Below are 24,013 nucleotides of genomic sequence, written 5' to 3'. Positions count from 1 at the left end.
ATCAATGCGGCGGGCGCGCACTCCGGCGCGCGGCGGCGGAATCGCGCCGGTGGCGCCGCCAATCCCGACAGATCCCTTCACAACCACGACCGTGGCGCGTAACACTCGCTGTCGCATGAGCGTCGCCAACCGCAACCGCGGAAGTGAGGGCAAGTCATGTCCTTGACCGACGACTTGACGGCCGTCCAGCGCTGTCTCGATGACCTGGTCCGTTCCGTCTCCCGGCTGGAGCAGCGGGTGGGCGCCGGCGGGCTGGAGATACGCCGTGTCCGCACCGACGCGGACCACCTCCGCGAGAGCCTCGCCCTCCTGCGCGAGACCGCGCCCGAGGAGCGACCACGCCCCGAGATGGTTCCGGTCCCCGACGCGCCGTACAACAGTGCGCTGTGGTCGGACGTCGACGACGAGGGCCTCGGCGCGCGCGATCGCCACGCGCCCTAGGGACGGCCCGGCGCGCCTCCCGTCGTCGGGGCGCCCCCCATCGTCCCCCCATACCACTCCACCGCGGAGTTCCCCTTGGCCACAGGCACCGACCCCCAAGCCACCACACCCGCGCCCGCAGGCGGCGGGACGGCCCCGCACGGCGTGCACGGCGCGTCACGCGCCGCCATCCCCGCCCGTCATCTGCGCAGCGACCGCTGGTGGCTCTCCCCGGCGATCACCGCCGCCGGACTGTTCGCGTTCATCGTCTACTCCACCTGGCGGGCCTTCGCCGGGGACGACTACTACGCAGAGCCGTATGTCTCCCCCTTCTACTCGCCCTGCGTCGCCCAGAACTGCGTGCCCATGAAGGGCGGCGCCAACTGGGAGATCTTCGGCGCGTGGTGGGGTCTGTCCCCCGCGCTGCTGATCCTGATCTTCCCGCTGGGGTTCCGGCTCACCTGCTACTACTACCGCAAGGCGTATTACCGGGGCTTCTGGGCCTCGCCGCCCGCCTGCGCCGTCGCCGAGCCGCGCGCCAAGTACACCGGCGAGACCCGCTTCCCGCTGATCCTGCAGAACATCCACCGCTACTTCTTCTACTTCGCGGTGATCGTCGCGGGGATCCTCACCTATGACACCGTGCTCGGCTTCCGAGACGAGCACGGACGCTGGGGCCATATGGGCCTGGGCACCCTGGTGCTGCTCGCCAACATCGCGCTGATCTGGGCGTACACCCTCTCCTGCCACTCCTGCCGCCATATCGTCGGCGGCCGGATGAAGCACTTCTCCCGGCACCCGGTGCGCTATCGGCTCTGGGGCTGGGTGAGCGGGCTCAACGCCCGCCATATGCAGCTGGCCTGGGCCTCTCTCATCAGCGTCGCCGTCGCGGACTTCTACGTCTATCTGGTGGCGAGCGGTGCCTTCGACGATCCCCGCTTTTTCTAGGAGAGGTGCTCATCGATGACGCAAGTCGAGCGGCAGGCGTGGGACGTGGTCGTGATCGGCGCGGGCGGCGCCGGGCTGCGGGCCGCGATCGAGGCCCGCGAGCAGGGCATGCGCTGCGCCGTCATCTGCAAGTCGCTGTTCGGCAAGGCCCATACCGTGATGGCCGAGGGCGGCATCGCCGCCAGCATGGGCAATGTCAACGAGCGCGACAACTGGCAGGTGCACTTCCGCGACACCATGCGCGGGGGCAAGTTCCTCAACCACTGGCGGATGGCCGAGCTGCACGCCCAGGAGGCCCCGGACCGGGTCTGGGAGCTGGAGACCTGGGGCGCGCTCTTCGACCGCACCCCGGAGGGCAAGATCTCCCAGCGGAACTTCGGCGGCCATGAGTACCCCCGCCTCGCCCATGTCGGGGACCGCACCGGCCTGGAGCTGATCCGCACCCTCCAGCAGAAGATCGTCTCCCTGCAGCAGGAGGACAAGGCCGCGACCGGCGACTACGAGTCCCGGCTGAAGGTCTTCCAGGAGTGCACGGTCACCCGGATCGTCAAGGACGGCGACCGGGTCGCCGGTGTCTTCGGCTACGAGCGCGAGTCGGGGCGCTTCTTCGCGCTGGAGGCCCCGGCCGTGGTGCTGGCCACCGGCGGTATCGGCAAGTCCTTCAAGGTGACCTCCAACTCCTGGGAGTACACCGGCGACGGCCACGCGCTGGCGCTGCTCGCGGGCGCCCCGCTGATCAACATGGAGTTCGTGCAGTTCCATCCGACCGGTATGGTCTGGCCGCCCTCGGTGAAGGGGATCCTGGTCACCGAGTCGGTGCGCGGCGACGGCGGGGTGCTGCGCAACAGCGAGGGCAAGCGCTTCATGTTCGACTACATTCCGGACGTCTTCAAGGAGAAGTACGCGCAGTCCGAGGGCGAGGCCGACCGCTGGTACGAGGATCCGGACCACAACCGCCGCCCGCCCGAGCTGCTCCCCCGCGACGAGGTGGCCCGCGCCATCAACGCCGAGGTGAAGGCGGGCCGGGGCTCCCCGCACGGCGGGGTCTTCCTCGATGTGTCCACCCGGATGCCCGCCGAGGTCATCAAGCGGCGGCTGCCGTCCATGCACCACCAGTTCAAGGAGCTCGCGGACGTCGACATCACCGCCGAGCCCATGGAGGTGGGCCCGACCTGTCACTACGTGATGGGCGGGGTGGACGTCGACCCGGACACCGCGGCCGCGACCGGGGTGCCCGGTCTGTTCGCCGCGGGCGAGGTCGCAGGCGGAATGCACGGCTCCAACCGGCTCGGCGGCAACTCCCTCTCCGATCTGCTGGTCTTCGGGCGCCGCGCCGGGCTCCACGCGGCCCGCTACGCCCAGGAGACCGCGGCCTCGGGCACCCGTCCGGTACCGGACGAGACCCAGCTGGACCTGGCGGCGGCCGAGGCGCTGCGCCCGTTCAGCGCCGAGGCCGGTGAGCCGGACGAGAGCGCGGGTCCGGCCGGGCCGCCGGAGAACCCGTACACCCTCCACCAGGAGCTGCAGCAGTCGATGAACGACCTGGTGGGGATCATCCGGAAGGCCGGGGAGATGGAGGAGGCGCTGCACCGGCTGGCCAGTCTGCGGGTCCGGGCGCGCCGCGCCGGGGTCGAGGGGCACCGGCAGTTCAACCCCGGCTGGCATCTGGCGATCGATCTGCGCAACATGCTGCTGGTCAGCGAGTGCGTGGCCCGTGCCGCGCTGGAGCGGACCGAGAGCCGTGGCGGGCACACCCGCGACGACTGCCCGGAGATGGACCGCGAATGGCGGCGGCGCAATCTGGTCTGCCGGCTCTCCGACCCCTCGGGCGGGCTGGCGGCACCCGACACCGGACACGGCCAGATCCGGCTGGAGCGGCGCGAGATGCCGCCGATCCGGCCCGATCTGCTGAACCTGTTCGAGAAGGACGAGCTGGTGAAGTACCTGACGGACGAGGAGCTGACCCAGTGAGTGCGTACGAGGCCCACTTCCGGGTGTGGCGGGGCGACCAGGACGGCGGCGGTCTGAAGGACTTCCACGTCGAGGTCAACGACGGCGAGGTCGTGCTCGACATCGTCCACCGGCTGCAGGCGACCCAGGCCCCCGATCTGGCGGTCCGCTGGAACTGCAAGGCGGGCAAATGCGGTTCGTGCAGCGCCGAGGTCAACGGCCGCCCCCGGCTGCTGTGCATGACCCGGATGTCGGTGTTCGACCGGGCCGAGACGATCACCATCACCCCGCTGCGGGCCTTCCCGGTGGTGCGGGATCTGGTGACGGACGTGTCGTTCAACTACACCAAGGCCCGCGAGGTGCCGTCCTTCGTCCCCCCGGAGGGGGTGGGGCCGGGCGAGTACCGGATGTGGCAGGAGGACGTGGGGCGGTCGCAGGAGTTCCGCAAGTGCATCGAATGCTTCCTGTGCCAGGACACCTGCCATGTGGTGCGGGACTTCGAGGAGAACAAGGAGGCGTTCGCCGGGCCGCGGTTCCTGATGCGGGTCGCGGAGCTGGACATGCATCCGCTGGACGCGGCGGCCGACACCGGGCTGGACCGCAAGCGCACCGCCCAGGAGGAGCACGGACTGGGCTACTGCAACATCACCAAGTGCTGTACGGAGGTCTGCCCCGAGGAGATCAAGATCACCGACAATGCGCTGATCCCGCTCAAGGAGCGGGCGGTGGACCGTAAGTACGATCCGCTGGTCTGGCTCGGCAACAAGATCCGGCGCCGGGGGCAGTAGCTCCCCTTCGTGTCGCGGGCCCGCCGATGGCGGGCCCGCTGCCATGACCGCGCCCGGCCCGCCGCTATCACCAGAGGCTGAGCAGCGCCTCCACCGAGTCCGGCCCCGAGGACCGGCCGTCCGGCAGGGCCAGCTCGAACCAGACGGTCTTGCCGAGCGGGGTCCTGCGGCTCCCCCAGCCCGCGCTGAGCAGCCCGACCAGCTGCAGCCCGCGCCCGCCCTCGTCGGTGTCCCGGGCGCGCCGCCGCCGGGGCTGGACCAGACCGCCGTCCCAGACCTCGCACACCAGCGTGCGGTCCAGCAGCAGCCGCAGCCTGATCTCGCCCTCGCCGTACCGCAGGGCGTTGGTCACCAGCTCGCTGACCAGGAGCTCGGTGGTGTCCACCAGACCGTCCAGACCCCAGGACTCGAGCTGCTCCCGGGCCAGTTCGCGGGCCCGGCCCACGGACTGCGGGGCGCTGGGAAGGTGCCAGTCGCCGACCGACTCGGCCGACAGGCCCTGCACCCGGGCCATCAGCAGGGCGATGTCGTCCTCGCCGTGGTGGGTGTCGAGGGTGCTCAGGACGTGGTCGCAGACGTCCTCGAGGGATCCGGCCGCGGCGTTCCCGCCGTCGGCGCCGTCAGGGGTGTCGAGGGCCGCGCGCAGGGCCTGGAGTCCCTCGTCGAGGGTGTGGTCGCGGGACTCGACCAGACCGTCCGTGTAGAGGGCCAGCAGCGCGCCGTCCGGGAGCTCGACCTCGATCTCCTCGAACGGCTCGCCGCCGACGCCGAGCGGCATGCCGGGCGGGACCTCCATCAGCAGGGCGTTCTCACCCGGTTCCACCAGGACGGGGGGCGGATGTCCGGCGTTGGCGAAGGTACAGCGGCGGGTGACCGGGTCGTAGACGGCGTAGACGCAGGTGGCGAGGTAGACCTCGGTCAGGTCGGAGGAGTCGTCGGCCTTACTGCCACGGGCGCGCGATCCCGGCCGCGCGCCGGCGTGCGAGCCGCCCGGTGTGCCGAGACCGAGGGCGATCTCGTCCAGCGCGGAGAGCACCTCGGCGGGCTCCAGGTCGAGCAGGGCGAGGGTGCGTACGGCGGTGCGCAGTTCGCCCATGGCCACGGCGGCGCGCAGCCCCCGCCCCATCACGTCGCCGACCACCAGCGCGGTGCGGTGGCCGGGCAGCTCGATCACGTCGAACCAGTCGCCGCCCACCTCGGTCGCCGCGTTCCCCGGCAGATAGCGGCAGGCGATGTCGAGCCCGGCGGCCTCCGGGTCGCCGGGCGGGAGCAGGCTGCGCTGCAGTATCAGCGCGCGTTCATGTTCTCTGCGGTACAACCGGGCGTTGTCGATGCTGACGGCGGCGCGGGCGGCCAGCTCGACGGCGAGCGCGCGGTCCCGTTCGCCGAAGGGCTCGCTGCCCTTGGTACGGGAGAACTGGGCCAGGCCCACGACGGTGTCGCGGGCGACCATCGGCACCACGAGGGTGGACTGCAGCATGGCGCCGAACTCCAGGCTCTCACTGCCGTCCCGGCCGGGGACGACCCGCACCTGGGCGGTGCGCAGGGCGTGGGCGCACAGGGAGTTGAAGGGGTAGCGGTGGACCTCGCCGACCTGGATGGGCTTGGGGTCCTCGGCGGTGTTGACGCGGCAGATGTCGCCGAAGGCGACCGGGCCGTCGGAGACCGCGCTGGCGAAGGCGACGCGGCGCAACTCGGCGCTGCCGTCGGCGAGTCCGGGCGGGGTCTCGTCGCCGGAGAGCAGCCCCTGGTAGAGGTCGACGGAGGCCAGGTCGCAGAACTGCGGCACGGCCACGTCCAGCAGCTCCCGGGCGGTGGTCTCCAGATCGAGCGAGGTGCCTATTCGAGCCCCCGCCTCGTTCAGCAGCGCCAGATTGCGCCGTACGCCCGCGGCCTCCTGTTCGGCGCGGCGGCGGCCGGTGACGTCCGTGGCCAGTCCGGCGATGCCGATGGGGCGGCCGGAGCCGCTGTGCAGCCGGTAGAGCGAGACCGACCAGCGGCGGCGGTCGGTGCTGCCCGGGGTCTGGCCCATGAGCGGCATATCGGTCAGCGCCTGCCCGGAGTCCAGGACCTGGCGCAGGGCGGCGGCCAGCCGGTCGGCCTCGCCGCGCGGCAGCAGATCGTGCGGGGTCACCCCGCGGTATTCCTCGGCGGGGCGGCCGAAAACCTTCGCAAAACGCTCATTGACCCGGAGCATCCGCAGATCGGTCCCGAAGAGGAAGAAACCGAGCGGAGATTGACCGAAAACGGCCTGTGAAGAAGCAAGATCGGTTTCCAGCCCGCGCAACGCACTGACGTCCACCGCGATACAGAGCGCGGCCCGCTTCCCGTCCTCATCCTGAGCGGGCATCACATAGACCTCGGCGATGCCATGTCCGCTCGGCGCCCGGGGGCTACGGTAGGGGACCAGCCCGGTCCACTCCCGGCCGTCCAGGATGTCGGCGACCGCGCGGTGGCCGGTCTCCTGGTATTCGGGCGGTACGAACGCCTCCACCGGATCCTTGCCGATGGCCTGACGCGCCGTCAGCCCCAGTAGTTCCGCGGCCCGTTCGCTCCACTGCGCGATCCGGCCGTCGGAACCCAGCGCGAAGGAAGCGACCTGGATGTAGTCATAGATCGAGCCGGGCGGGCTGCTCTGCCACACCGCCGACATCGAGGACATGGGCGACATGTCCGGCACCGAAGACCCTTGTGACACCGGCGACACCTGCGAACCAACCGTCTCCTCGGGGATATCAGCCCCCGCTGGCTTCTCGCTCATGCGCCCGTCCCCTCCGGCTCAGGTGCTCCGACCGGCTCCAGATAGCCGAGTATCCAGCACATCGGCCATCCCGAGTACGGTCTTCACGATCACAGCACTATCTCAGCCCGCCATCGGTTTCCGTCCCGGCTTTTGGTGAAGCGCTCATGATCAGCGCTCCCCCTCACTCCTAACCAGGTGGAGGCGGCTCGAACCCCATGGATTCTCCCTGTACGAGACCTCGAACAGGCCCCGCGCGGGACGGTCTCAAGGGGTACGCGGAGGGGCGCCCTCGGCGCCCTGCTCGGCGCCCTCGGCCGCGCGCAGCCGGCGGGCCGCCTCGGCCACCGCGGGGCGGTCCTCGTCCAGCCAGTCGACCTCGTCCACCCGGTCCGGGGGAAGCCAGCGCAGCTCGTCGTGGTCCTCCAGCGGGCGCGGCTCACCGGAACGCAGGGCCGCGGTCCACACCCGCAGCACATAGCCGGGCTTCAAGGGCCACTCCCCCGGCAGCGGTTCGAGCGGCTCGACCTCGACCCCGAGCTCCTCGCGCAGTTCGCGGACGAGCGTCTGCGGCGGGGTCTCCCCGGGCTCGGCCTTGCCGCCGGGCAGCTCCCAGCGGCCCGCGAGCTCGGGCGGGGCGCTGCGCCGCGCGGCCAGCAGCCGCCCCCGGTCGAACACCGCTCCACCCACCACCACACGCACGCTCATGCGCCGCACCTTAGCCTGCCTGGCCTGCGCCGATACACACCAGGGCCCCGAGGCGGACGCCCCGGGGCCCGGGAAGATGTACGTATTCCTGCGGACGGGCCGGATTCCTGTGGGCCGGCCCAATTCCGGGAAGACTGACCGGATTCCTGCGGGCTGACCCCATTCGGGGGCTGGCCGGATCCTTACGGGCTGACCCGAATCCTGCGGGCGGGCCCGGTTCTTGCCGGCCGAGCCGATTCCCGCGGGCCAACTGGTCCGACCAGCCGGCCGGACTGACGGCCTAGCCGGACTGACGGGTCGCGGCGGTCCGCTCGACCACGTACAACTGCTCCTGGCCCTGGCCCTCCAGGCGGTCGGCCACCTCCTGGGCCTCCGTCCTCGTGGCGTAGCGCCCGACGCGGTAGCGGTTGCCGTTGGTGTCCTGGCGGATCACGAGCCAGGGCAGCACAGCGTTCCCGTCACTCATCTCCCCGCCCTCTCCGCTGTGGCCCGCCCGGGCGTACGCCCCCGCGACACCATGAAGGAAATCCCGATCCGCATATGCCCGAGCCTACGCCCTACCTTCACGCAGCGGATACGTGTTCTTACAACGAGGCACTCATCCGGCCATGTCTCAGTTGTATGTCCTCAGACGTATGCCTCACACGCGCGCGTCGGCCTTCGCCCGGTCGTCGTCCTCACTGTCCTCACTGTCCTCACCGGCCGGGGCGGTGCCCAGCTCGCGCTCGGCCTCCAGCAGCGTCGGATTACGCCATGCGCTGCGTACGCCCCAGACGTAGAAGGCCAGCCCGATCAGGGCGACGACCAGGATGTCCCAGCCACCCGGCAGATAGCCGCGGCCACCGAACTCCTTGCCACCGGCCCACGACACCGCCGCCATGACCAGCAGATACGTGACCATCCAGGCACCGGCGGCCAGATGCGGCCGAAGCTGTGCCCACGGCTTGCGCAGCTCGTACCAGGCCCAGATCGGCAGCCCGATCGCCATGATGAAGATGACCTTGCCGGTGAGCGGCCAGCGGGCCCAGTACAGCACCAGCGAACCGAAGACCATCGCGATCGGCGCGATCACCGGCATCGCGCGCAGCTTCACCGGGCGCGGCAGGTCCGGGGAGAGGCGGCGCAGCGACATCACGGCGACCGGACCGGTGATGTACGAGATCACGGTCGCGACGGAGACAATCTCGGCCAGCGAGCCCCAGCCGCGGAAGACCGCGAGGAAGATGAAGGCGATCCCCAGGTTGAGCAGCAGCGCCGGGCGCGGAATGCCGGTCTTGGGGTCGACCTTGCCGAAGATGCCCGGCAGATGGCCGTTCTCCTGGACGCCCTGGATCATGCGGGAGGTGGTGGCCGCGTAGATCATGCCGGTGCCGGACGGGGAGATGAAGGCGTCGGCGTACAGCAGCATCGCCAGCCAGTTCAGGCCCCAGGCCAGGGACAGATCGGCGAGCGGGGAGTTGAAGGAGAGCCCGGACCAGCCGCCGTGCCGCAGATCCGCGGCGGGGACGGCGGTCAGGAAGGCGATCTGCAGGGCGACGTAGATCACCAGCGAGATGAGGATCGAGCTGATGACGGCCTTGGGCAGCGACTTCCCGGGGTTACGGGCCTCACCGGCCATGTTGAGCGGGGACTGGAAGCCGTTGTAGGCCCAGACGATGCCGGAGACGGCGACCGCGGTGAACACGGAGCTCCAGCCATTGGGGGTGAAGCCACCGTGGCCGGTGACATTGCCGGTGTCGAAGTGCGACAGCAGCAGGGCCCCGGCGGTCAGAGTCGGCACGACCACCTTGAAGACGGTGATCGCGGTGTTGGTCTTCGCGAAGAGCGTGATCGCGAACCAGTTGAGGAAGAAGTAGAAGAGCAGCAGCACGGACGCGAGCGCGACACCGCTGCCGGTCAGCTCCTTCCCGTCGTACAGCGCCTTGGCCCAGCCGAAGTCCCAGGAGCTCATGTACTGCACGGAGGCGGTGGCCTCACCGGGGATCACCGAGACGATGGCGATCCAGTTGGCCCAGGCGGCCAGATATCCGGCCAGCGAGCCGTGGGAGTACTGGCCGTACCGGACCATGCCGCCGGCCTTGGGGAACATCGAACCCAGCTCGGAGTAGGTCAGGGCGATGGTCAGGGCGACGGCGGCGCCGATCACCCAGGCCAGGATGGCGGCGGGCCCGGCCAGCGCGGCGGCGCGCTCGGCGCCGAAGAGCCAGCCGGAGCCAATGATCGACCCGAGACCCACGGCGGTGAGGGCCACCGGTCCGAGTGACCTTCGATAATGCGAGTGGGAACCCTGCTCCGTGCTCAACGTTCCTGGCACTCCCTTCGCCCCCCGACGACCGGACACAAACCGGACCATCGTAAGAGCGAAATGGATGATCACCTTCCAGTAACCCCTTTCACCTGCGCCGATGTGAGTTTTGCAACAGCGGACGCTGGAACCGCGCTCGGGCTCCGGTGGCGGGAACCGGGCGCAGGAGCCGTGAGCGGGGCCGGGGCTCAGGAGCCGTGGGCGGGGTCCACGATCAGGTGCCGGTGGTCGGGCCCGTACGCACACTGGGGAGCGGCATCAGCACCGGCTCGCCCGTGGGCGCCTTACGGCAGACATCACCGCACTCGGCGTCCAGTGAGCAGCACAGCGAGCAGACGGCCCCCGCCCGCACCGGGCAGTCGGCGATGTCCGGCAGCTCGTACGCCGTCTCGCACGAGGCGCAGAGGTGGGTGGCGGTGATGTCCGGGACCTCGGCACCGGGCCCGTTCACCGGGTTCTGCCGGGCCAGGTAGTAGCGGCCCCCGGTGAGCCAGGCCAGCAGCGGGCAGAGCACCAGCGCCAGACCGCAGGCGATGAAGGTCGAGAACGCCTCGGCCACCTCCCCGAAGGCCCCGAAGAAGGCGACGATCGAGACCGTCGAGGCGATCACCATCGCACCGAATCCGGCGGGGTTCACCGGATGCAGATACGCCCGCTTGAACTCGATGTACTTCGGGCTCAGCCCGAGCGGCTTGTTGATGACCAGATCGGCGGCGACGGCGGCGATCCAGGCGATGCCGACGTTGGAGTAGAAGCCCAGCAGCTTGTTGAGCGCCGCGAACATGTTCATCTCCATCAGCGCCAGCGCGATGGCGAGGTTGAGGAAGATGTACCAGACCCGGCCCGGGTGGCGGTGGGTGACCCGGGAGAAGAAGTTGGACCAGGACAGCGAGCCGCTGTAGGCGTTGGTCACATTGATCTTGATCTGGGACACCACCACGAAGAGCGCGGCGGCGGGCAGCGCGACCGAGCCCAGCCAGGGCTTCAGCGCCTCGATCTGCGGGGCGATGGGCTCCAGCGCATGGGTCTTGCCGACCGCGCCCAGTGCCACGAACGCGAGGAAGGCGCCGCCGATCTGCTTGGCCGCGCCGATGACCACCCAGCCGGGGCCGGCGGCCAGGACCGCCAGATTCCAGCGCCGCCGGTTCTCCTCGGTCTTCGCGGGCATGAACCGCAGATAGTCGGCCTGCTCACCGATCTGCGCGATCAGTGAGAGCGCGACGCCCGTGCCCAGGCCGTATCCGATCCAGTCGAAACCGGAGCCCGCGCCCTCGGTCCCGCCGAAGGAGGCGAACGCGCCCCAGGAGTCCGGCGCTTCGAAGGCCAGCGCCACGAACGGCAGGGCGAGCCCGATCAGCCAGACCGGCTGGGTCCACGCCTGCACCTTGGCGAGCGCGCCCATGCCGCGGAAGACGATCGGGATCACGATGAGGGTGGTCAGCAGATAGCCGACCGGCAGCGGGATATGGAGAGCCTGATGCATGGCCTGCGCCATGATCGAGCCCTCCAGCGCGAAGAAGATGAAGGTGAAGCTGGCGTAGATCAGCGAGGTCAGCGTCGAGCCGAAGTAGCCGAATCCGGCACCGCGGGTGATCAGGTCCATGTCCAGGCCGTAGGTCGCACAGGCGCGGGCGATGGGGATACCGGTCAGGAAGATGATCGTCGCCGCGGTGAGGATCGAGGCGATACCGCTGGTGAAGCCGTAGGTGAAGACGATGGACGCGCCGATGGCGAAGTCCGCGAGATAGGCGATCCCGCCGAGCGCCGTCGAGGCGACCATGGTCGGCGACCAGCGGCGGTAGGAGTGGGGTGCGTAGCGCAGCGAGTAGTCCTCGCGGCTCTCGTCCGCCGCGAGCCGGGCGTAGCCACGCCGCGAGGCCGCTGCCGCGGACGCTCCCGCCTCGGGTGCGGCCGTATCGACCGTGCCGACCGCATCGACCGTATCCGTCATACCGGCTTCCCCTGTCGCTCGGGCCGTTCCGTTAGCCCCAGGAAGCTAGAAGCCGCAGGTGACGGGCGGCGGCGGTGCGGCATTGCCGGACCGTTACGGCGGCGGGGAGGCGGTTAATTCGCGGTAAGACGCGCCGGGGCGGACCGCCCGACTATCGGTGAGCGCCGGCGGGAGCGGCGAACGGTGACGGAGACGCCGAGCACCCACGGGCCGAACGAAGAATCACTTCACCGGCAGCCGATAGGCGACCCGATAGCGCTCGGCGAGCACCACCACATCGGCGGTCTCGACCGGACGGCCGCCCGCGAAGTACGTACGCGAGGTGACCAGCACCCAGTGCCCCGGCACCCCGCCGAGCGCCAGCACCTCCTCGGCCCGGCCGGGGCGCGCGCCGACCTCCTCCGCCACGTTGTCCACCACCAGATCGAGGGCGGCCATCCGGTCGACGACCCCGCGCCCGGCCAACGGACCCTCCTCGGGCAGCATCACGGGCGTACGGCCGGTGACGGCGAACGGCTCCCAGGAGGTGGAGAGCATGACCGCCTCCCCCTGCGACTGGAACACATAGCGGGTGCGCATCACCCGCTCCCCCACGTCGATCCCCAGCCGCCCGGCGATCTCCGCCCCGGCCTCCTCCTGCTCACTGTGGGCGTCCCAGCTCCCGATGACCCGCTCATCGGCCTGCTCCTGCCGGAACGGCGTGGCCTCCCCAGCGGTATGAAACCCACCCCGCACCACCCGCCGCGGCACCGGCTGGGCCCGCACATACGTCCCCGACCCCGACCGCCCCTCGACCAGCCCCTCGGCCATCAGCACCTTGCGGGCCTCGAGGGCGACGGTGTCCGAAACCCCGTACTCCTCCCGGATCCTGGCCTGAGAGGGGAGACGCGCATGCGGTGGCAGCTCACCCCCGGCGATCTTCTTCCGCAGATCGTCGGCGACGCGGAGGTATGCGGGCTGGTCACCAAAGGCCACGTGCACTCCCTGGGTTGACAGTCAGCCACAGCTTGGCAACCCAGCGTTGTCGATTGCAACTCAAGGCCATAGCTTCACTAGAAGTGGTGAACTGCAGCTCAGAGACGTTTAACTCGCCCAAAGCCCGCTGAGCTGCCCAACCCCGGCCCCCGCCCCGCCCTTTGCAACCGCGACGCGCTCTCGCCCCGTCAGCTCACGCTCTTCTCGATCGCCTCGAAGATGTCCGCGTCCGTCTCCTGCTGCTAGTCGGGGAGTTCAGCCCAGTCGGCCACGTACCCCGGCTTCGGATCCTCGAAGTGCTGATACATCTGCGCGATCCAGCACGTCGCGACGAAGCCGCCCTTCTGCTCACGCGTCAGGCGCACCTTCGGTCTGCGACATATCCATCCCCTCCGTCACATCACACTCAGTGCCTTGATCTCGGCGTCCAGATCCGCGATACGCCTCTCACGAGCGAGTGGGCCGAACTCCGAACGCAGGGCTTGGAGTCTATGGGCGACATAGCCGGAGGAGAATTCTCGCGCCAGGTGGAGCGCCTCGCGGGTGTACGCGACCACCTGCTCCGGGTCCTCGCGCTTGACCCCGACGGCGGCCTCCAGGAAGCCAGGGCCCAGGTCGTCGCCGCGCCGGAGCCGGGGCACATCGGAAGACTGATCGTGGAGGCGGCGCGGGGCTGGTCCTGATGGCCGCCGGGCGGGCTCCGGATCTCCGCCGGGCGGGCCCCGGTGCCAGCTACTCTCCTGAGCAGCAGCCGCCGAAGCGTAGGGACCGCGATGGACGACGAACCGCTCGCCTGGGAGCCCCACCGCGTGGCACCCAGGACCGTTCGCCGCATCTCGCGGGTGCTGCCCGGCGTGCTGTTCATGGCGCTGTGCGTCGCGGGCTGCACCGGTGGCTCCGGGGCGCAGGGCGCGGCCGGGGCGTCCGGCGCCGGTGCGGGCACCGCGGGGGTCGGCGACGCGCTCTTCCCCCGGCTCGGCAACGGCGGCTACGACGTGCGGAGCTACCGCCTGGCACTCGACTACACCCCCGCCTCCCGTCACCTGAAGGGCACCGCCCGGATCACCGCCCGCGCGGACCGGGCCCTGCGCTCCTTCCACCTCGACCTCGCCGGGCTGCGCGTCCGTAAGGCCACGGTGAACGGCCGCCCCGCCAAGGCCGCCCGCAGCGGCACCGAGCTGGTCCTCACCCCCGCCTCAGCCCTCCCCAAGGGCCGCGCCTTCACGGCCACCGTCGTCTACGACGGCAAGCCGAAGACCCTCACCGGCGAGGACACCGGGAAGGAGGGATGGATCCGCACCGACGACGGCGCCGTGGCGCTCGGCGAGCCGACCGGCTCCATGGCCTGGTTCCCCGGCAACCACCACCCCTCCGACAAGGCCGCCTACGACATCGACGTCACTGTTCCCGAGGGCTACACCGCCGTCTCCAACGGAGAGCTGAAGGGCCGGCAGACCCGCGACCGCCACACCACCTTCCGGTGGCACACGGGCGAGCCCATGGCGAGCTATCTGGCCACCGTCGCCATCGGCCGCTTCGACGTCCGCACCACGACCACCGGCAAGGGCCTGCCGGTCCACGTCGCCGTCGACCCCACCGAGGCCGACCGCGCGAAGCGCATCGCCGACCAGGTCGACGACGTCATCACCTGGGAGAGCCGCACCTTCGGCCCGTACCCCTTCTCCTCCACCGGCGCGGTCGTCGACCACCTCCCAGGCCTCGGCTACGCCCTGGAGACCCAGACCAAGCCGTACTTCGACGCGGCCCCGGACAAGACGCTCGTCGTGCACGAGCTCGCCCACCAGTGGTTCGGCGATTCGGTCACCCCCCGGGTCTGGAAGGACATGTGGCTCAACGAGGGCTTCGCGACCTACGCCGAGTGGCTGTGGGAGGAGGACCACGACGGCCGCACCGCCCAGCAGATCTTCGACGACTTCTACGACGGCACCGACGACGAGAGCGAGGGCATCTGGGACTTCCCGCCCGCCGATCCCCCGAGCGTCGCCAGCGTCTCCGACCCGCCCGTCTACGGCCGCGGCGCGATGGTGCTGCACCAGCTCCGCCGGGCCGTCGGCGACAAGACCTTCTTCTCCATCCTCCGCACGTGGCTGAAGGACCACCGGCACGGCAACGCGGACACGAAGCAGTTCATCGAGCTGTGCGAAGGCAAGTCCGGCAAGGACCTGACCCGCCTCTTCGACGTCTGGCTGTACGACAAGGGCAAGCCGAAGAAGCCGTGACGGCAGGGGAAGGTGGCGCTCCTCCGTCGCCCGAAACCGCTACCGTTGAGCCATGACCGCACTGCCCGACTGGATGCGCCCACCGCGCGCGGAAGGCTGGTTCGCGGAGGACCTGGACCGCCTCCCAGAGGCGCCGCGCCACACTGAGCTGATCGACGGAGCTCTCGTTTTCATGATGTCGCCCCAGCGGTCATGGCATGGCCGTCTCGTCACTGCCCTGACCACCACGCTGATGGAGCAGGCGGCAGACGGCTTCGACATCGAACGTGAGATGACCATACGGCTCGACGCCCGCAATCGCCCGGAACCCGATCTCCTGGTGACCACGAAACCGTTCGATCCCGATCGCACCTGGTACGCCCCGGAGGACGTACAGCTGGTGGTGGAGGTCGTCTCGCCCGAGTCCGCGCACCGCGACCGCACGGTCAAGCTGCGCAAGTACGCGGAGGCGGGGATCCGGCACTACTGGTGTGTGGAGGAAGAAAACGGCACGCCCGTCGTACACGTATACGAGCTCGACGGGCCGACCGGTGCCTACGCACCCGCCGGAATCTTCCGGCAGACACTGGAGCGGCCCGTCCCGTTCAAGGTCAAGATCGAGCTGAGCGAGCTTCTACCGAACCAAAGCAGCTGAGGAATCGAAGGGAATCCGAAGGGGCCGGACCACACAGTCCGGCCCCCTTCGCGCGTCAGCGGATCGCCGTCGCACATTGCAACGAGTCAGGGCCACCTCGGTTCGGTGTCGATGGTGACAAGCCGCAGCCGACTGCGGGAGGCTCTCGTCGTCACCCGGTCGCCTGCGGGAGTCCGCAGGCTCTGGTGCTCCCTGGGTCGTCCATCACGATCCCTACGACCGGCTCGGTCGGGACTCCAGTCAGTAGTGATAGCGAGCCGCGAGGATCACGATCTCCTTGTCCGTGACCAGGTAGACCAAGCGGTGCTCGTCGTCGATCCGCCTCGACCACGCTCCGGGCAAGTGGTACTTGAGCGGCTCAGGCTTGCCGATCCCCGCGAAGGGGTCGCGCTTGACGTCCTCGATGAGCCTGTTGATCCGAGCCAGCATCTTGCGATCGTTCTTGAGCCAGGACGTGTAGTCCTCCCAGCCCTGATCCTCGAAGACAAGCCTCACGCGCCACCCTCACCGGTCGCATCCGGCGAGTCGGGGTCGATCAGCTCGCGCTCCGACACGTTGATGTTGCCCAGCGCGTTCTCGTACGCCTTGAGCAGTCGTCGTGCGTTCGCAGGCGAGCGCAACAGGTACGAGCCCTCGCGCAGCGCCGCGTAGTCCTCGGCCGAGACAAGCACGGCGTTGCCATGCTTGGACACGATCTCGATTGCCTCGTGATCGTCGTTGACCTTCTTGATCAGCGGAAAGAGAGCCTTGCGGGCTTCGCTCGCAGTTATGGACATGACCTACCCCTTCCCGACAGTGGTACTGAATAACGTACCACTCCTATCCCGGCACCGTCCCAGCACGATGGCGGCATGCCCGTAAGGGGGCTCAGATGCCCCCTCGGCCCGACGCCAAGGACGCCCCTGACGCATCGGCCCCGACCATGCCGGCCATTCCGGGAGAAACCCTCAGCGCCGCCGCCACGAACGAGGCGAGCAGCGGGCGGCGGTCCTGTTCGTTCCAGGCGAGCACGAGGCGGCTGAGCGGGGCGTCGGACACCGGTACACCGACCAGGCCGGGCGGGAGCGGCTCGACGAGTGACCGGGGAAGCACCCCGATCATCCGGCCCACTTTGATCATCTGGAGCAGTTGGACCACGTCGGCGACCTCCGGACCGGTGCCGTCGCCCCCGGGCACACCCTTCCAGCGCGGCAGTGTCTCACCCTCCAGGTCGGCCATCCGCACCGCAGCGAGCCCGGCCAGGCGGTGCGCGGAGGGGACGATGGCCACCCGCTCCTCGGCGTGGAGCGTCTCGTGGTCCAGGCCGGCGAGATCGTCGAACGGTACGTAGAGCAGACCGACGTCGGCCCGGCCGTCGAGCAGGAAGTCGGTGCGGTCGGCGGGGCCGCTGAACAGGACGTCCACCCGGCGGGCATCGGGCTGGTTGGCGTACTCGGCCAGGATCCCGGAGAGCAGGCCGGCGTCGCCCCCGGGCTTGAGTACGAGCCGCAGGTGGGCCTGGGTGTCGACGGCGCGCCGGGCGCTGCGGACGGCGGCGGCGACCGCGTTGAGCGCGTGCCGTCCGTGCTCCTGCAACGCTTCCCCGGCCGGTGTGAGCTCGACGTGCCGGCTGGAGCGGAGGAATAGCGGCACGCCGAGCCGGGTCTCGATCCGTCGGATCGCCTTCGACAGCGCCGGCTGGGCGATCGAGAGCCGGGCGGCGGCCCGGCCAAAGTGCAGCTCGTCGGCGACTGCGATGAAGTACTCGAGCTCGCGGGTCTCCAGTTCAACCATGCCTGTAGGTTATCGCTGAATTCCATACTGATCTTGGACACTTGTGGCATACGGTCGCAAGAATTGCCACATGATCCAGCACACGATGATCGTTTCCTTCGATCAGCCTCTGCCTGACGCGGAACTCGACCAATACCTCGGGGATATCGAACGGGCCATGCTCGACACCGGTCTCGCGCAGTCGGTCGTAGCCCGCCGCCACATTCCCGTCCCCGGGGAGGAGGCCATTCCCGCGCTGATCGCGACCGCGATCGTGCAGTTCGCCGTGGCCGACACCGACGCTCTGGCGAAGGGGTTCGCCGCGCCCGCCCTGCACGAGGTCATCCACCACTGGCAGTCGCGGCACCCGTACAAGGTCGCCTGGGCCAACCACGAGCCGCTGGCATGAGCGCCGCGTCCCGGAAAGCGGGACTGATCACCGGCGCGGGCAGCGGGATCGGCCGCGCGGCGGCGCTGGAGTTCGCCCGGTGCGGCGCCGCGGTCGCCGTGCTCGACATCAACGAGAGCACGGCCGCCGAGACCGTCGAGATGATCAGGGAGGACGGTGGGGAGGCACTGGCCCTCCCCGTCGATATCGGCGACGAACACTCCGTGCGGGCGGCCGTCGAGCGTACGGTCGCGGAGTACGGGGGCCTCGACTTCGCCGTGAACAACGCCGGCCTGGACTCCCATCACCGGCAGCTCGAGCAGATGACACTGGACGAGTTCGAGCGCGTGGTGCATGTCAACCTGGCCGGGACCTTCCTGTGCATGAAGTACGAACTGCCCGCACTGCGCCGCCGCCAGGGCGGCGCGATCGTCAACATCGCCTCCAACGGCGGCTTGTACGCGATCCCGACCGCCCCCGCCTACGTGGCCGCCAAGCACGGCATCGTCGGGCTCACCAAGGTCGCCGCGGTCGACTACGCGCCGGACGGCATCCGGGTCAACGCCGTCTGCCCCGGCCCGACCCGCACTCCCGGGTTCGAGCGGGTGGCGGCCGGTACCGACCTGATCGCCATGCAGGAGGCGATCACGCCGCTCGGCCGGATGGCCAACCCGGAGGAGGCCGCGGCCGCCGCCGTCTGGCTCTGCTCGGACGCGGCGTCCTACATCACCGGCATCGCACTGTCGGTCGACGGCGGACGGCGGGCCTGACGAACCCGCCGCGCACGGGTACTAGGCCCTCCTGAGGTCACGTGGCCCCCGCCCCCGCCCTCTCCGTCGCCCGCGCTCCTGAGGAGCCGGGTGCGGAGGGGGCCGTCGGGGCCCGAGCCGGCGGATCGCGCTCGGGCCCCGGCACTCAGTGGGAGGGGTGCGGGGATCCCGTGCCGTACCCCGCGCCCCACCGGGCACGGCCCAACCCACCCTGCCCGGACCCCACGAACGAGCCCCTCCCCTGACCCGGCCCACCCCGGCGGGCCGCACCGACGTACCTCCGCCGTTCCGCGCATGGCCGTGATCAGCGGCGCAGCGCCCGGGTGAGAGGCGGTAAGAACGGAATCGGATCCTTGAGCACACCCGCGTTCCCCCGCACGGGCGGGAAACCGCCCCGCAGCCTGCCCACGCCGACCGGCACCACACTCGCCGTCGGCCTGGCGGTGATGACACTGGAAGGCTTCGATCTCGTCGCCTTCGGCGCGACCACACCGCTGCTGCTCGACTACCGGCCCTGGGACCTCACGGTCGCCATGGTCGGCCTGCTGGGCAGTCTCACGCCCATCGGTATGCTCGTCGGCTCCCTGCTGGTCGGCCAGTTCACCGACCGGTTCGGCCGGCGCCGTACGACCCTGGTCAGTGCCGCGCTCGTCAGCGCCGGGATGTTCGCCTGCGCAGCGGCACCCCTCCCGTCCCTGTTCGGTGCGGGCCGTTTCGTCGTCGGACTCGGCGCCGGTGCGATCTACCCGGCGATGGCCCCGCTGATTTTCGAACTCGCTCCTGACAGACGGAAGAATCTGTACTCGGGGATCGTGCAGTGCGGGACGCCCATCGGCGGCGCGTTCGCGGCCTTCGCCGCCAATACATTGCTGAGCGGGCACAGTTTTCATGCGGAGTACCTGGTCGGCGGGCTCGCCGGGCTGCTCGTACTGCCCATGGCGTACGCCTGGCTGCCCGAGTCCACGGAGTACCAGCAGGCGGTGAGCATGTCGGCCCCGGCCCCCGGCAGCCGCGGTGTACGGCTGGTGCTGAGGCCGCCCTACCTCACCACCACACTGCTGTTCTGCGCCATGGCGGCCCTTTCGTTCCTGCTCATCTTCGGCATGAACACCTGGCTGCCGGAGCTGATGAGGACCGCGGACTATCCGCTGCGATCCTCGCAGACCTTCCTCATCCTGCTGAATCTCGGCGCCACCGTCGGCGGACTCGCCATGGCGCTGCTGGCCGACCGTGCCGGATCGAAGGGAGCGGTCACCGCCAGTTTCGCCCTCGGAGCCGCCGCGATCGTCGGCATGAGCGCCCAACTGCCGCTGCCGGTGCTCTACGGCATCGTGATCCTCGGCGGCTGCGGCGCGGTCGGGGTCCAGGGACTGCTCAATGTGTACATCTCTCGCACCTATCCGGTGACAGCGCGGGCCAGCGCGGTGGGTGTCGCGCTCGGGGTGGGCCGCATCGGCGCGATCGCCGGCCCCACGCTCGGCGGCTGGCTCCTCGCGGCCGACCTGGCACCCCGGTGGAACTTCATCCTCTTCGCCGTCCCCGCCGTCCTCGGCGCGGCCCTCGCCCAGGCCGCCGGCGGACGAACCCCCACGACCAGGGCCGTCCCACACCCGCGCCGCGCCATCAAGGCTTCGCTGCGTCCCTGACGCCGCCTCGTCCGCTGGTCTCCGCGGACAGCGCACGGGCCGGCAGACGCCCCGGGTACCCGTGCGACCGGCGCTCAGGCGTCGTCCGCGTCCGGATCCGGTGCTGGGGAGGTCAGGCGGAGGTCGGTGCCCTCCCCGCGGATGCCCTCCGCCGCGGCCTCGGTGAGGCCGGTGTCCGTGATGATCACGTCGAACGACCGGAGCGAGGTGACCTTGTACTTGCCGAAGGTGCCGTACTTCGACGCCCCTGCCACCAGAACCGACTGCGAGGCCGCCGCCATCGCCGCCTGCTTGACCTCCACCTTCTGCTCGGAGGGGGTGGTGACCCCTCGGATCAGGTCCCATGAGCTGGTGCTGATCAAAGCCGTGTCCAGGACGAGTTGCCCCACCGTGGCCGCGGCCAGCCGTCCCACGCTGGAGCGGTTGTCCGGTTCGACGAGCCCGCCGATGTGGATGACCTCCAGGTGGCGGGCGCCGTTCAGCAGCTCGACGGCGTTGAAGTCGTTGGTCACGACGGTGAGTTCGCGGTGCTCGGCGAGGTGCGGCACGAGCGCGTGGAGCGTGGTGCCCGCGTCGAGGTAGACCGTCATGCCGTCCCGAACCAGTGTGGCGGCCTCGCGCGCCATGGCGCGCTTCTCCCGCTGCTCGGTGAGCGACTTGGTCTGGAAGCTCGGCTCGTGGGGGACGTGGCTGGCGATCCGCACGCCGCCCGGCACGGAGAACACCAGGCCCTGTTGTTCCAGTTCCGCGATGTCCCGCCGTACCGTCATGTGCGAGACGCCGAACAGCTGCTTGATCTGCTGCACGCTCAGCACACCGTCTCGCCGCAGGTGCTTGAGCAGCAGTTCGCGACGCTGGTCGGGGATGAGCGGCGGACGCTCCGCCTGACGCGAGGGGGTCATCCCGGTGTTCTCCGTTTCGAGCGGGTCGTCCTCCGGACCACTATCGGCCTCCATCCTCCTCCAACCTCAACCGACCATGGTGCTGAGGAGCAGGATGCCGCCCAGACTAAGGACGGACTGCACCGAAAGCATCAGCGTCCAGGTGCGCAGGGTCTGGCCGACGGACAGCTGGAAGTACTCCTTGAACAGCCAGAACCCGGAGTCGTTCACATGCGAGAGCATGACCGATCCGGACGCGGCGGCCAGCACCATCAACTCCGGGGACAGACCGGGGTGGGTGGCCAGCAGCGGGGCGGCGATGCCGGCCGCGGCGGTGGTGGCCACGGTCGCGGAGCCGAGGCAGATCCGCAGCAGGGCGGCGATGGTCCAGGTGAGGATCAGCGGGGATATGGGCCAGGAGTGGGTGTAGTCCACGATCGCCGTGTTCACGCCGGTGGCGGAGAGCATCTCCTTCAGCGCGCCGCCGGCGCCCAGGATCAGCACGATGGCCCCGATCGAGCCCAGCCCCTTGCCGGTCATCTTCTGCAGCGCCCGGCCCCGGAAGCCGGAACGCAGCCCCAGTGCGAGGGCGGCGAAGACCACGGCGGTCAGCAGGGACAGGATGGGGTTGTCGCAGGCTTCGAAGAACGGGTAGGCACCGCTGTCCTCGCCGATGTTCTTGGTGCCGAGGGTGCCGATGAGCATCAATACGGGCGGCAGCAGCACGGTGATCAGCGACAGGACCAGGGATGCCGGACGACCGTTCCCCTCGGCCCCGTCGCCTTCCGGCACCGGCCCGTTGTCCAGGTCGGGGGCGGGCCCGAACCACCGGCTGGCGACTCTGGTCAGCACCGGGCCCGTCACCACGGCCATGGGAATGCCGATGCACAGGCCGTAGACGATGGTGAGACCGGTGCTCGCGTGAAAGGCGGAGACGGCGGCCGTGGGAGAGGGGTGCGGGGGCAGCAGGCCGTGCGAGACGTACAGGCCGGCCGCCATCGGCAGCCCGACCCACAGCAGGTGCGAGCCGGTGCGCTTGGCCGCCGCGTACACCAGTGGCACCAGCATGATGAAGCTGACGTCGAACAGGTGCGGCATGCCGATGAGCAGGGCGGCGGCCGTGATGGCGGTGGGTATCCACTTCACCGGCCGGGCGCCGAGGAAGGCGTCGGCGATCCGGTCCGCGCCGCCGGTGCCGAGCAGGATGGCGCCGAGGATGGTGCCGAGGCCAATGGTGACGCCGGTGTCGCCGAGGGTGTCCCCGAACCCGGTCTCGAAGTGGTCCATCACCGTGTCCGGGCCGAGGCCGTTGGCGAAGCCGAGGCCGAGTGCCGCGAACGACAGCGCCAGGAACGGGTGCAGCTTCAGCTGGGTGATCAGCAGCACCAGGACGACGATGGCCGCTCCCGCGAGCAGCAGGTGCTGTGCGTTGTCGCTCATACCCGCGCCTTCCCGCCGGTGCCGCAGGAGTCCGCGTCCCCGGCGGCGCCCGCGTACCAGGCGTCGGCCAGCTCGGAGTCGTAACCCTCGATGTCGGCGAAGGTGATCAGCCCGCCCGCGGGCACGTCCCGGGTCAGCCGGGAGCCCGCGGCCAGGTACAGGGGTGCGGCGTCCGCGGGTGCGTCCTCGCCGCGGAGCAGCACGGCCTGCACACCGGCCAGGTCGTGGTGGTGCCCGCCCATGGACAGCTCGGTGCCCGCGGCGAGGGCGTGCCGGGCGCGACCGGCGAGCACCGCGCGCAGGCGCGGCTCGGTGCCGCCGGACGGCCGGTGCTGGAGCACCGCGGACAGCAGGGTCACCGGGGTCTCCACGCCCATCAGGTGGTACGGCAGGTAGATCGCCGCGTAGCGGCCGTCGCGGCTGACCACGTGCCCCTTGCCGCGCAGGGTCTCCCAGGTCTCGGGGTCGTGGGTACGCACCACCACGAACACGCCGCCGGCGAAGGACGCCTCGCCGGGCAGCCGCAGCGCGCGGAAGACGTCGACGGCGCCCGGACGGTGCAGCAGGCCGCCGTGCTCGCGCAGGGCGTAGACGTCGGCCAGTTCGGCGGGGCGTGCCACGGGGTAGTGCAGCAGCTCGGTGTCGGGCAGATGGCCGGTGCTGTTGGCCACCACGGCCATCTCGCAGTAGTCGGCTGTGGCGCCGGTCGGCAGCGCGGCCACCGCCGCCGCGCGGGCGGCCAGCGTGGTGCGGGGATCGTCGCCGAGGGTGAGCAGACCGGCGAGGGCGGGCGCGTCAATCGTGGTGTCCAGCATGCTGACGGTGGACCGGTCCGGATCGAAGACCAGGTCGTACTCGCTGGACTTGCCGGCGGCGACGATGTCGAGGCCCAGTGTCTCGGCCCAGGTGATCAGGCCGATGAGGTTGGCGGGCTGATCGCCGTCCGCGGTGGTGTAGACGACGTCGCGGGCGGCGGCGAGCGCGGCGAGCCGTGGGCCGGCGACGGAGTCGACCTCCTTGCTGACCATGGCGACGTGACGGCCGGCCGCGATGGCCTCGCGGGCCATCCGGAAGCCCTGTGCGGGATTGCCGGTCGCCTCCACGAGGATGTCCCACCGGGCCGTGCCGAGCAGCGCGGGGTCGGCGACGAGGGCGATGTGTCCCGCCTCGGCGGCCCGCGCGACCGCGGCCGCGTCGGCACAGTCCGCCAGGTCGGCCTCCGGGTAGCCGAGTTGGCGGCACATGGTCCGCAGTCGGCCGATGTCGAGGTCGCAGAGTGCGACGGGGGACAGCCGGGGGATGAGCCGGGTCTGGGCCAGCAGGGTACGGGCGAAGCCGCCGGCCGCTCCCGACAGGGCGTAGCGGACCGACCTCCCGTCGCTGTCGGCGAACAGGTGGTGGAGGTTCATGCGCGCTCTCCTCACTGAGCCTGAGCAACGCACAATTTCTAGCCAGAATGTAACTTCAGCGTCAACTC

General features: G+C 70.2%; 23 protein-coding genes. 9 read left to right on the top strand and 14 right to left on the bottom strand.

The genetic code is table 11. From position 1 onward, the window contains the following. Nucleotides 1–156: 156 nt before the first annotated feature. The 4 genes from J5X86_RS19795 (at nucleotide 157) to J5X86_RS19780 (ending at nucleotide 4,106) form a co-directional block, all read left to right on the top strand. Nucleotides 157–441, top strand: a complete 285-nt coding sequence (locus J5X86_RS19795; RefSeq protein WP_078643343.1) for a hypothetical protein — start codon at nucleotides 157–159, stop codon at nucleotides 439–441. 75 nt (nucleotides 442–516) lie between these two features. Then, the gene (locus J5X86_RS19790; RefSeq protein ID WP_078643342.1) at nucleotides 517–1,368 is read left to right on the top strand and encodes a hypothetical protein; all 852 of its coding nucleotides are present in this window, start codon (nucleotides 517–519) and stop codon (nucleotides 1,366–1,368) included. 15 nt (nucleotides 1,369–1,383) lie between these two features. Next, nucleotides 1,384–3,339, top strand: a complete 1,956-nt coding sequence (locus J5X86_RS19785) for a fumarate reductase/succinate dehydrogenase flavoprotein subunit (RefSeq protein WP_208518102.1) — start codon at nucleotides 1,384–1,386, stop codon at nucleotides 3,337–3,339. Then, entirely contained in the window at nucleotides 3,336–4,106 is a 771-nt protein-coding gene (locus J5X86_RS19780; protein WP_208518101.1) for a succinate dehydrogenase/fumarate reductase iron-sulfur subunit, read from the top strand. The genes J5X86_RS19785 and J5X86_RS19780 overlap by 4 nt, the downstream gene beginning before the upstream one ends. 67 nt (nucleotides 4,107–4,173) lie before the next feature. Here the strand turns inward: J5X86_RS19780 and J5X86_RS19775 are convergent, their stop codons facing one another. The 8 genes from J5X86_RS19775 to J5X86_RS19745 form a co-directional block, all read right to left on the bottom strand. Next, nucleotides 4,174–6,867 (bottom strand): SpoIIE family protein phosphatase, encoded by a 2,694-nt coding sequence (locus J5X86_RS19775; protein WP_208518100.1) that lies wholly within the window; start codon nucleotides 6,865–6,867, stop codon nucleotides 4,174–4,176. A gap of 246 nt (nucleotides 6,868–7,113) precedes the next feature. Further along, nucleotides 7,114–7,554: a (deoxy)nucleoside triphosphate pyrophosphohydrolase gene (locus J5X86_RS19770; RefSeq protein WP_208518099.1), complete on the bottom strand. Its 441-nt coding sequence runs from the start codon at nucleotides 7,552–7,554 to the stop codon at nucleotides 7,114–7,116. A gap of 280 nt (nucleotides 7,555–7,834) precedes the next feature. Then, nucleotides 7,835–8,020, bottom strand: coding sequence for an SPOR domain-containing protein (locus tag J5X86_RS19765; protein WP_078643335.1), 186 nt, complete (start codon nucleotides 8,018–8,020; stop codon nucleotides 7,835–7,837). A gap of 174 nt (nucleotides 8,021–8,194) precedes the next feature. Then, on the bottom strand, nucleotides 8,195–9,907 hold the full coding sequence (locus J5X86_RS19760; protein ID WP_243980873.1) for an APC family permease: 1,713 nt from the start codon (nucleotides 9,905–9,907) through the stop codon (nucleotides 8,195–8,197). Nucleotides 9,908–10,073: 166 nt separating this feature from the next. Further along, nucleotides 10,074–11,810 (bottom strand): cytosine permease, encoded by a 1,737-nt coding sequence (locus J5X86_RS19755; RefSeq protein ID WP_208518097.1) that lies wholly within the window; start codon nucleotides 11,808–11,810, stop codon nucleotides 10,074–10,076. A 222-nt stretch (nucleotides 11,811–12,032) separates the two neighbouring features. Continuing rightward, nucleotides 12,033–12,785, bottom strand: a complete 753-nt coding sequence (locus tag J5X86_RS19750; RefSeq protein WP_208518096.1) for a GntR family transcriptional regulator — start codon at nucleotides 12,783–12,785, stop codon at nucleotides 12,033–12,035. Nucleotides 12,786–13,027: 242 nt separating this feature from the next. Further along, entirely contained in the window at nucleotides 13,028–13,150 is a 123-nt protein-coding gene (locus J5X86_RS51995; protein ID WP_279595294.1) for a hypothetical protein, read from the bottom strand. Nucleotides 13,151–13,180: 30 nt separating this feature from the next. Next, entirely contained in the window at nucleotides 13,181–13,426 is a 246-nt protein-coding gene (locus tag J5X86_RS19745) for a hypothetical protein (RefSeq protein WP_208518095.1), read from the bottom strand. Between the two features lie 132 nt (nucleotides 13,427–13,558). Between J5X86_RS19745 and J5X86_RS19740 the strand changes: the two genes are divergently transcribed. Further along, entirely contained in the window at nucleotides 13,559–15,025 is a 1,467-nt protein-coding gene (locus tag J5X86_RS19740; protein WP_208518094.1) for a M1 family metallopeptidase, read from the top strand. Between the two features lie 52 nt (nucleotides 15,026–15,077). Beyond that, the gene (locus J5X86_RS19735; RefSeq protein ID WP_208518093.1) at nucleotides 15,078–15,659 is read left to right on the top strand and encodes a Uma2 family endonuclease; all 582 of its coding nucleotides are present in this window, start codon (nucleotides 15,078–15,080) and stop codon (nucleotides 15,657–15,659) included. A gap of 240 nt (nucleotides 15,660–15,899) precedes the next feature. Here J5X86_RS19735 and J5X86_RS19730 read toward each other — a convergent pair whose 3' ends face one another. The 3 genes from J5X86_RS19730 to J5X86_RS19720 form a co-directional block, all read right to left on the bottom strand. Then, the gene (locus tag J5X86_RS19730) at nucleotides 15,900–16,154 is read right to left on the bottom strand and encodes a Txe/YoeB family addiction module toxin (RefSeq protein ID WP_137967268.1); all 255 of its coding nucleotides are present in this window, start codon (nucleotides 16,152–16,154) and stop codon (nucleotides 15,900–15,902) included. Then, nucleotides 16,151–16,435: a type II toxin-antitoxin system Phd/YefM family antitoxin gene (locus tag J5X86_RS19725; RefSeq protein WP_208518092.1), complete on the bottom strand. Its 285-nt coding sequence runs from the start codon at nucleotides 16,433–16,435 to the stop codon at nucleotides 16,151–16,153. Before J5X86_RS19725 ends, J5X86_RS19730 begins: the two co-directional genes overlap by 4 nt. Nucleotides 16,436–16,526: 91 nt before the next feature. Next, nucleotides 16,527–17,432: a LysR family transcriptional regulator gene (locus J5X86_RS19720; RefSeq protein ID WP_208518091.1), complete on the bottom strand. Its 906-nt coding sequence runs from the start codon at nucleotides 17,430–17,432 to the stop codon at nucleotides 16,527–16,529. A 70-nt stretch (nucleotides 17,433–17,502) separates the two neighbouring features. Here J5X86_RS19720 and J5X86_RS19715 point away from each other — a divergent pair, with 70 nt between their 5' ends. From J5X86_RS19715 to J5X86_RS19705, 3 genes are all read left to right on the top strand, one after another. Continuing rightward, entirely contained in the window at nucleotides 17,503–17,820 is a 318-nt protein-coding gene (locus tag J5X86_RS19715) for a hypothetical protein (RefSeq protein ID WP_208518090.1), read from the top strand. Then, a complete protein-coding gene (locus J5X86_RS19710) occupies nucleotides 17,817–18,569 on the top strand; it encodes an SDR family NAD(P)-dependent oxidoreductase (RefSeq protein ID WP_208518089.1) in 753 nt (250 codons plus the stop codon). Before J5X86_RS19715 ends, J5X86_RS19710 begins: the two co-directional genes overlap by 4 nt. Before the next feature lie 353 nt (nucleotides 18,570–18,922). After that, nucleotides 18,923–20,215 (top strand): MFS transporter, encoded by a 1,293-nt coding sequence (locus J5X86_RS19705; protein ID WP_243980872.1) that lies wholly within the window; start codon nucleotides 18,923–18,925, stop codon nucleotides 20,213–20,215. 74 nt (nucleotides 20,216–20,289) lie between these two features. On the opposite strand, the gene J5X86_RS19700 is transcribed toward J5X86_RS19705, so the two are convergent. From J5X86_RS19700 to J5X86_RS19690, 3 genes are all read right to left on the bottom strand, one after another. After that, entirely contained in the window at nucleotides 20,290–21,117 is an 828-nt protein-coding gene (locus tag J5X86_RS19700; protein ID WP_208518285.1) for a DeoR/GlpR family DNA-binding transcription regulator, read from the bottom strand. Nucleotides 21,118–21,183: 66 nt separating this feature from the next. Next, nucleotides 21,184–22,536, bottom strand: a complete 1,353-nt coding sequence (locus J5X86_RS19695; RefSeq protein ID WP_208518088.1) for a gluconate:H+ symporter — start codon at nucleotides 22,534–22,536, stop codon at nucleotides 21,184–21,186. After that, nucleotides 22,533–23,945, bottom strand: a complete 1,413-nt coding sequence (locus tag J5X86_RS19690; RefSeq protein WP_208518087.1) for a homoserine dehydrogenase — start codon at nucleotides 23,943–23,945, stop codon at nucleotides 22,533–22,535. The genes J5X86_RS19695 and J5X86_RS19690 overlap by 4 nt, the downstream gene beginning before the upstream one ends. Nucleotides 23,946–24,013: the final 68 nt, after the last annotated feature.

Source organism: Streptomyces sp. NEAU-YJ-81 (assembly GCF_017592595.1).
GTDB classification, from domain to species: domain Bacteria; phylum Actinomycetota; class Actinomycetes; order Streptomycetales; family Streptomycetaceae; genus Streptomyces; species Streptomyces hygroscopicus_B.
This window is presented reverse-complemented; position numbering and strand designations above follow the sequence as displayed.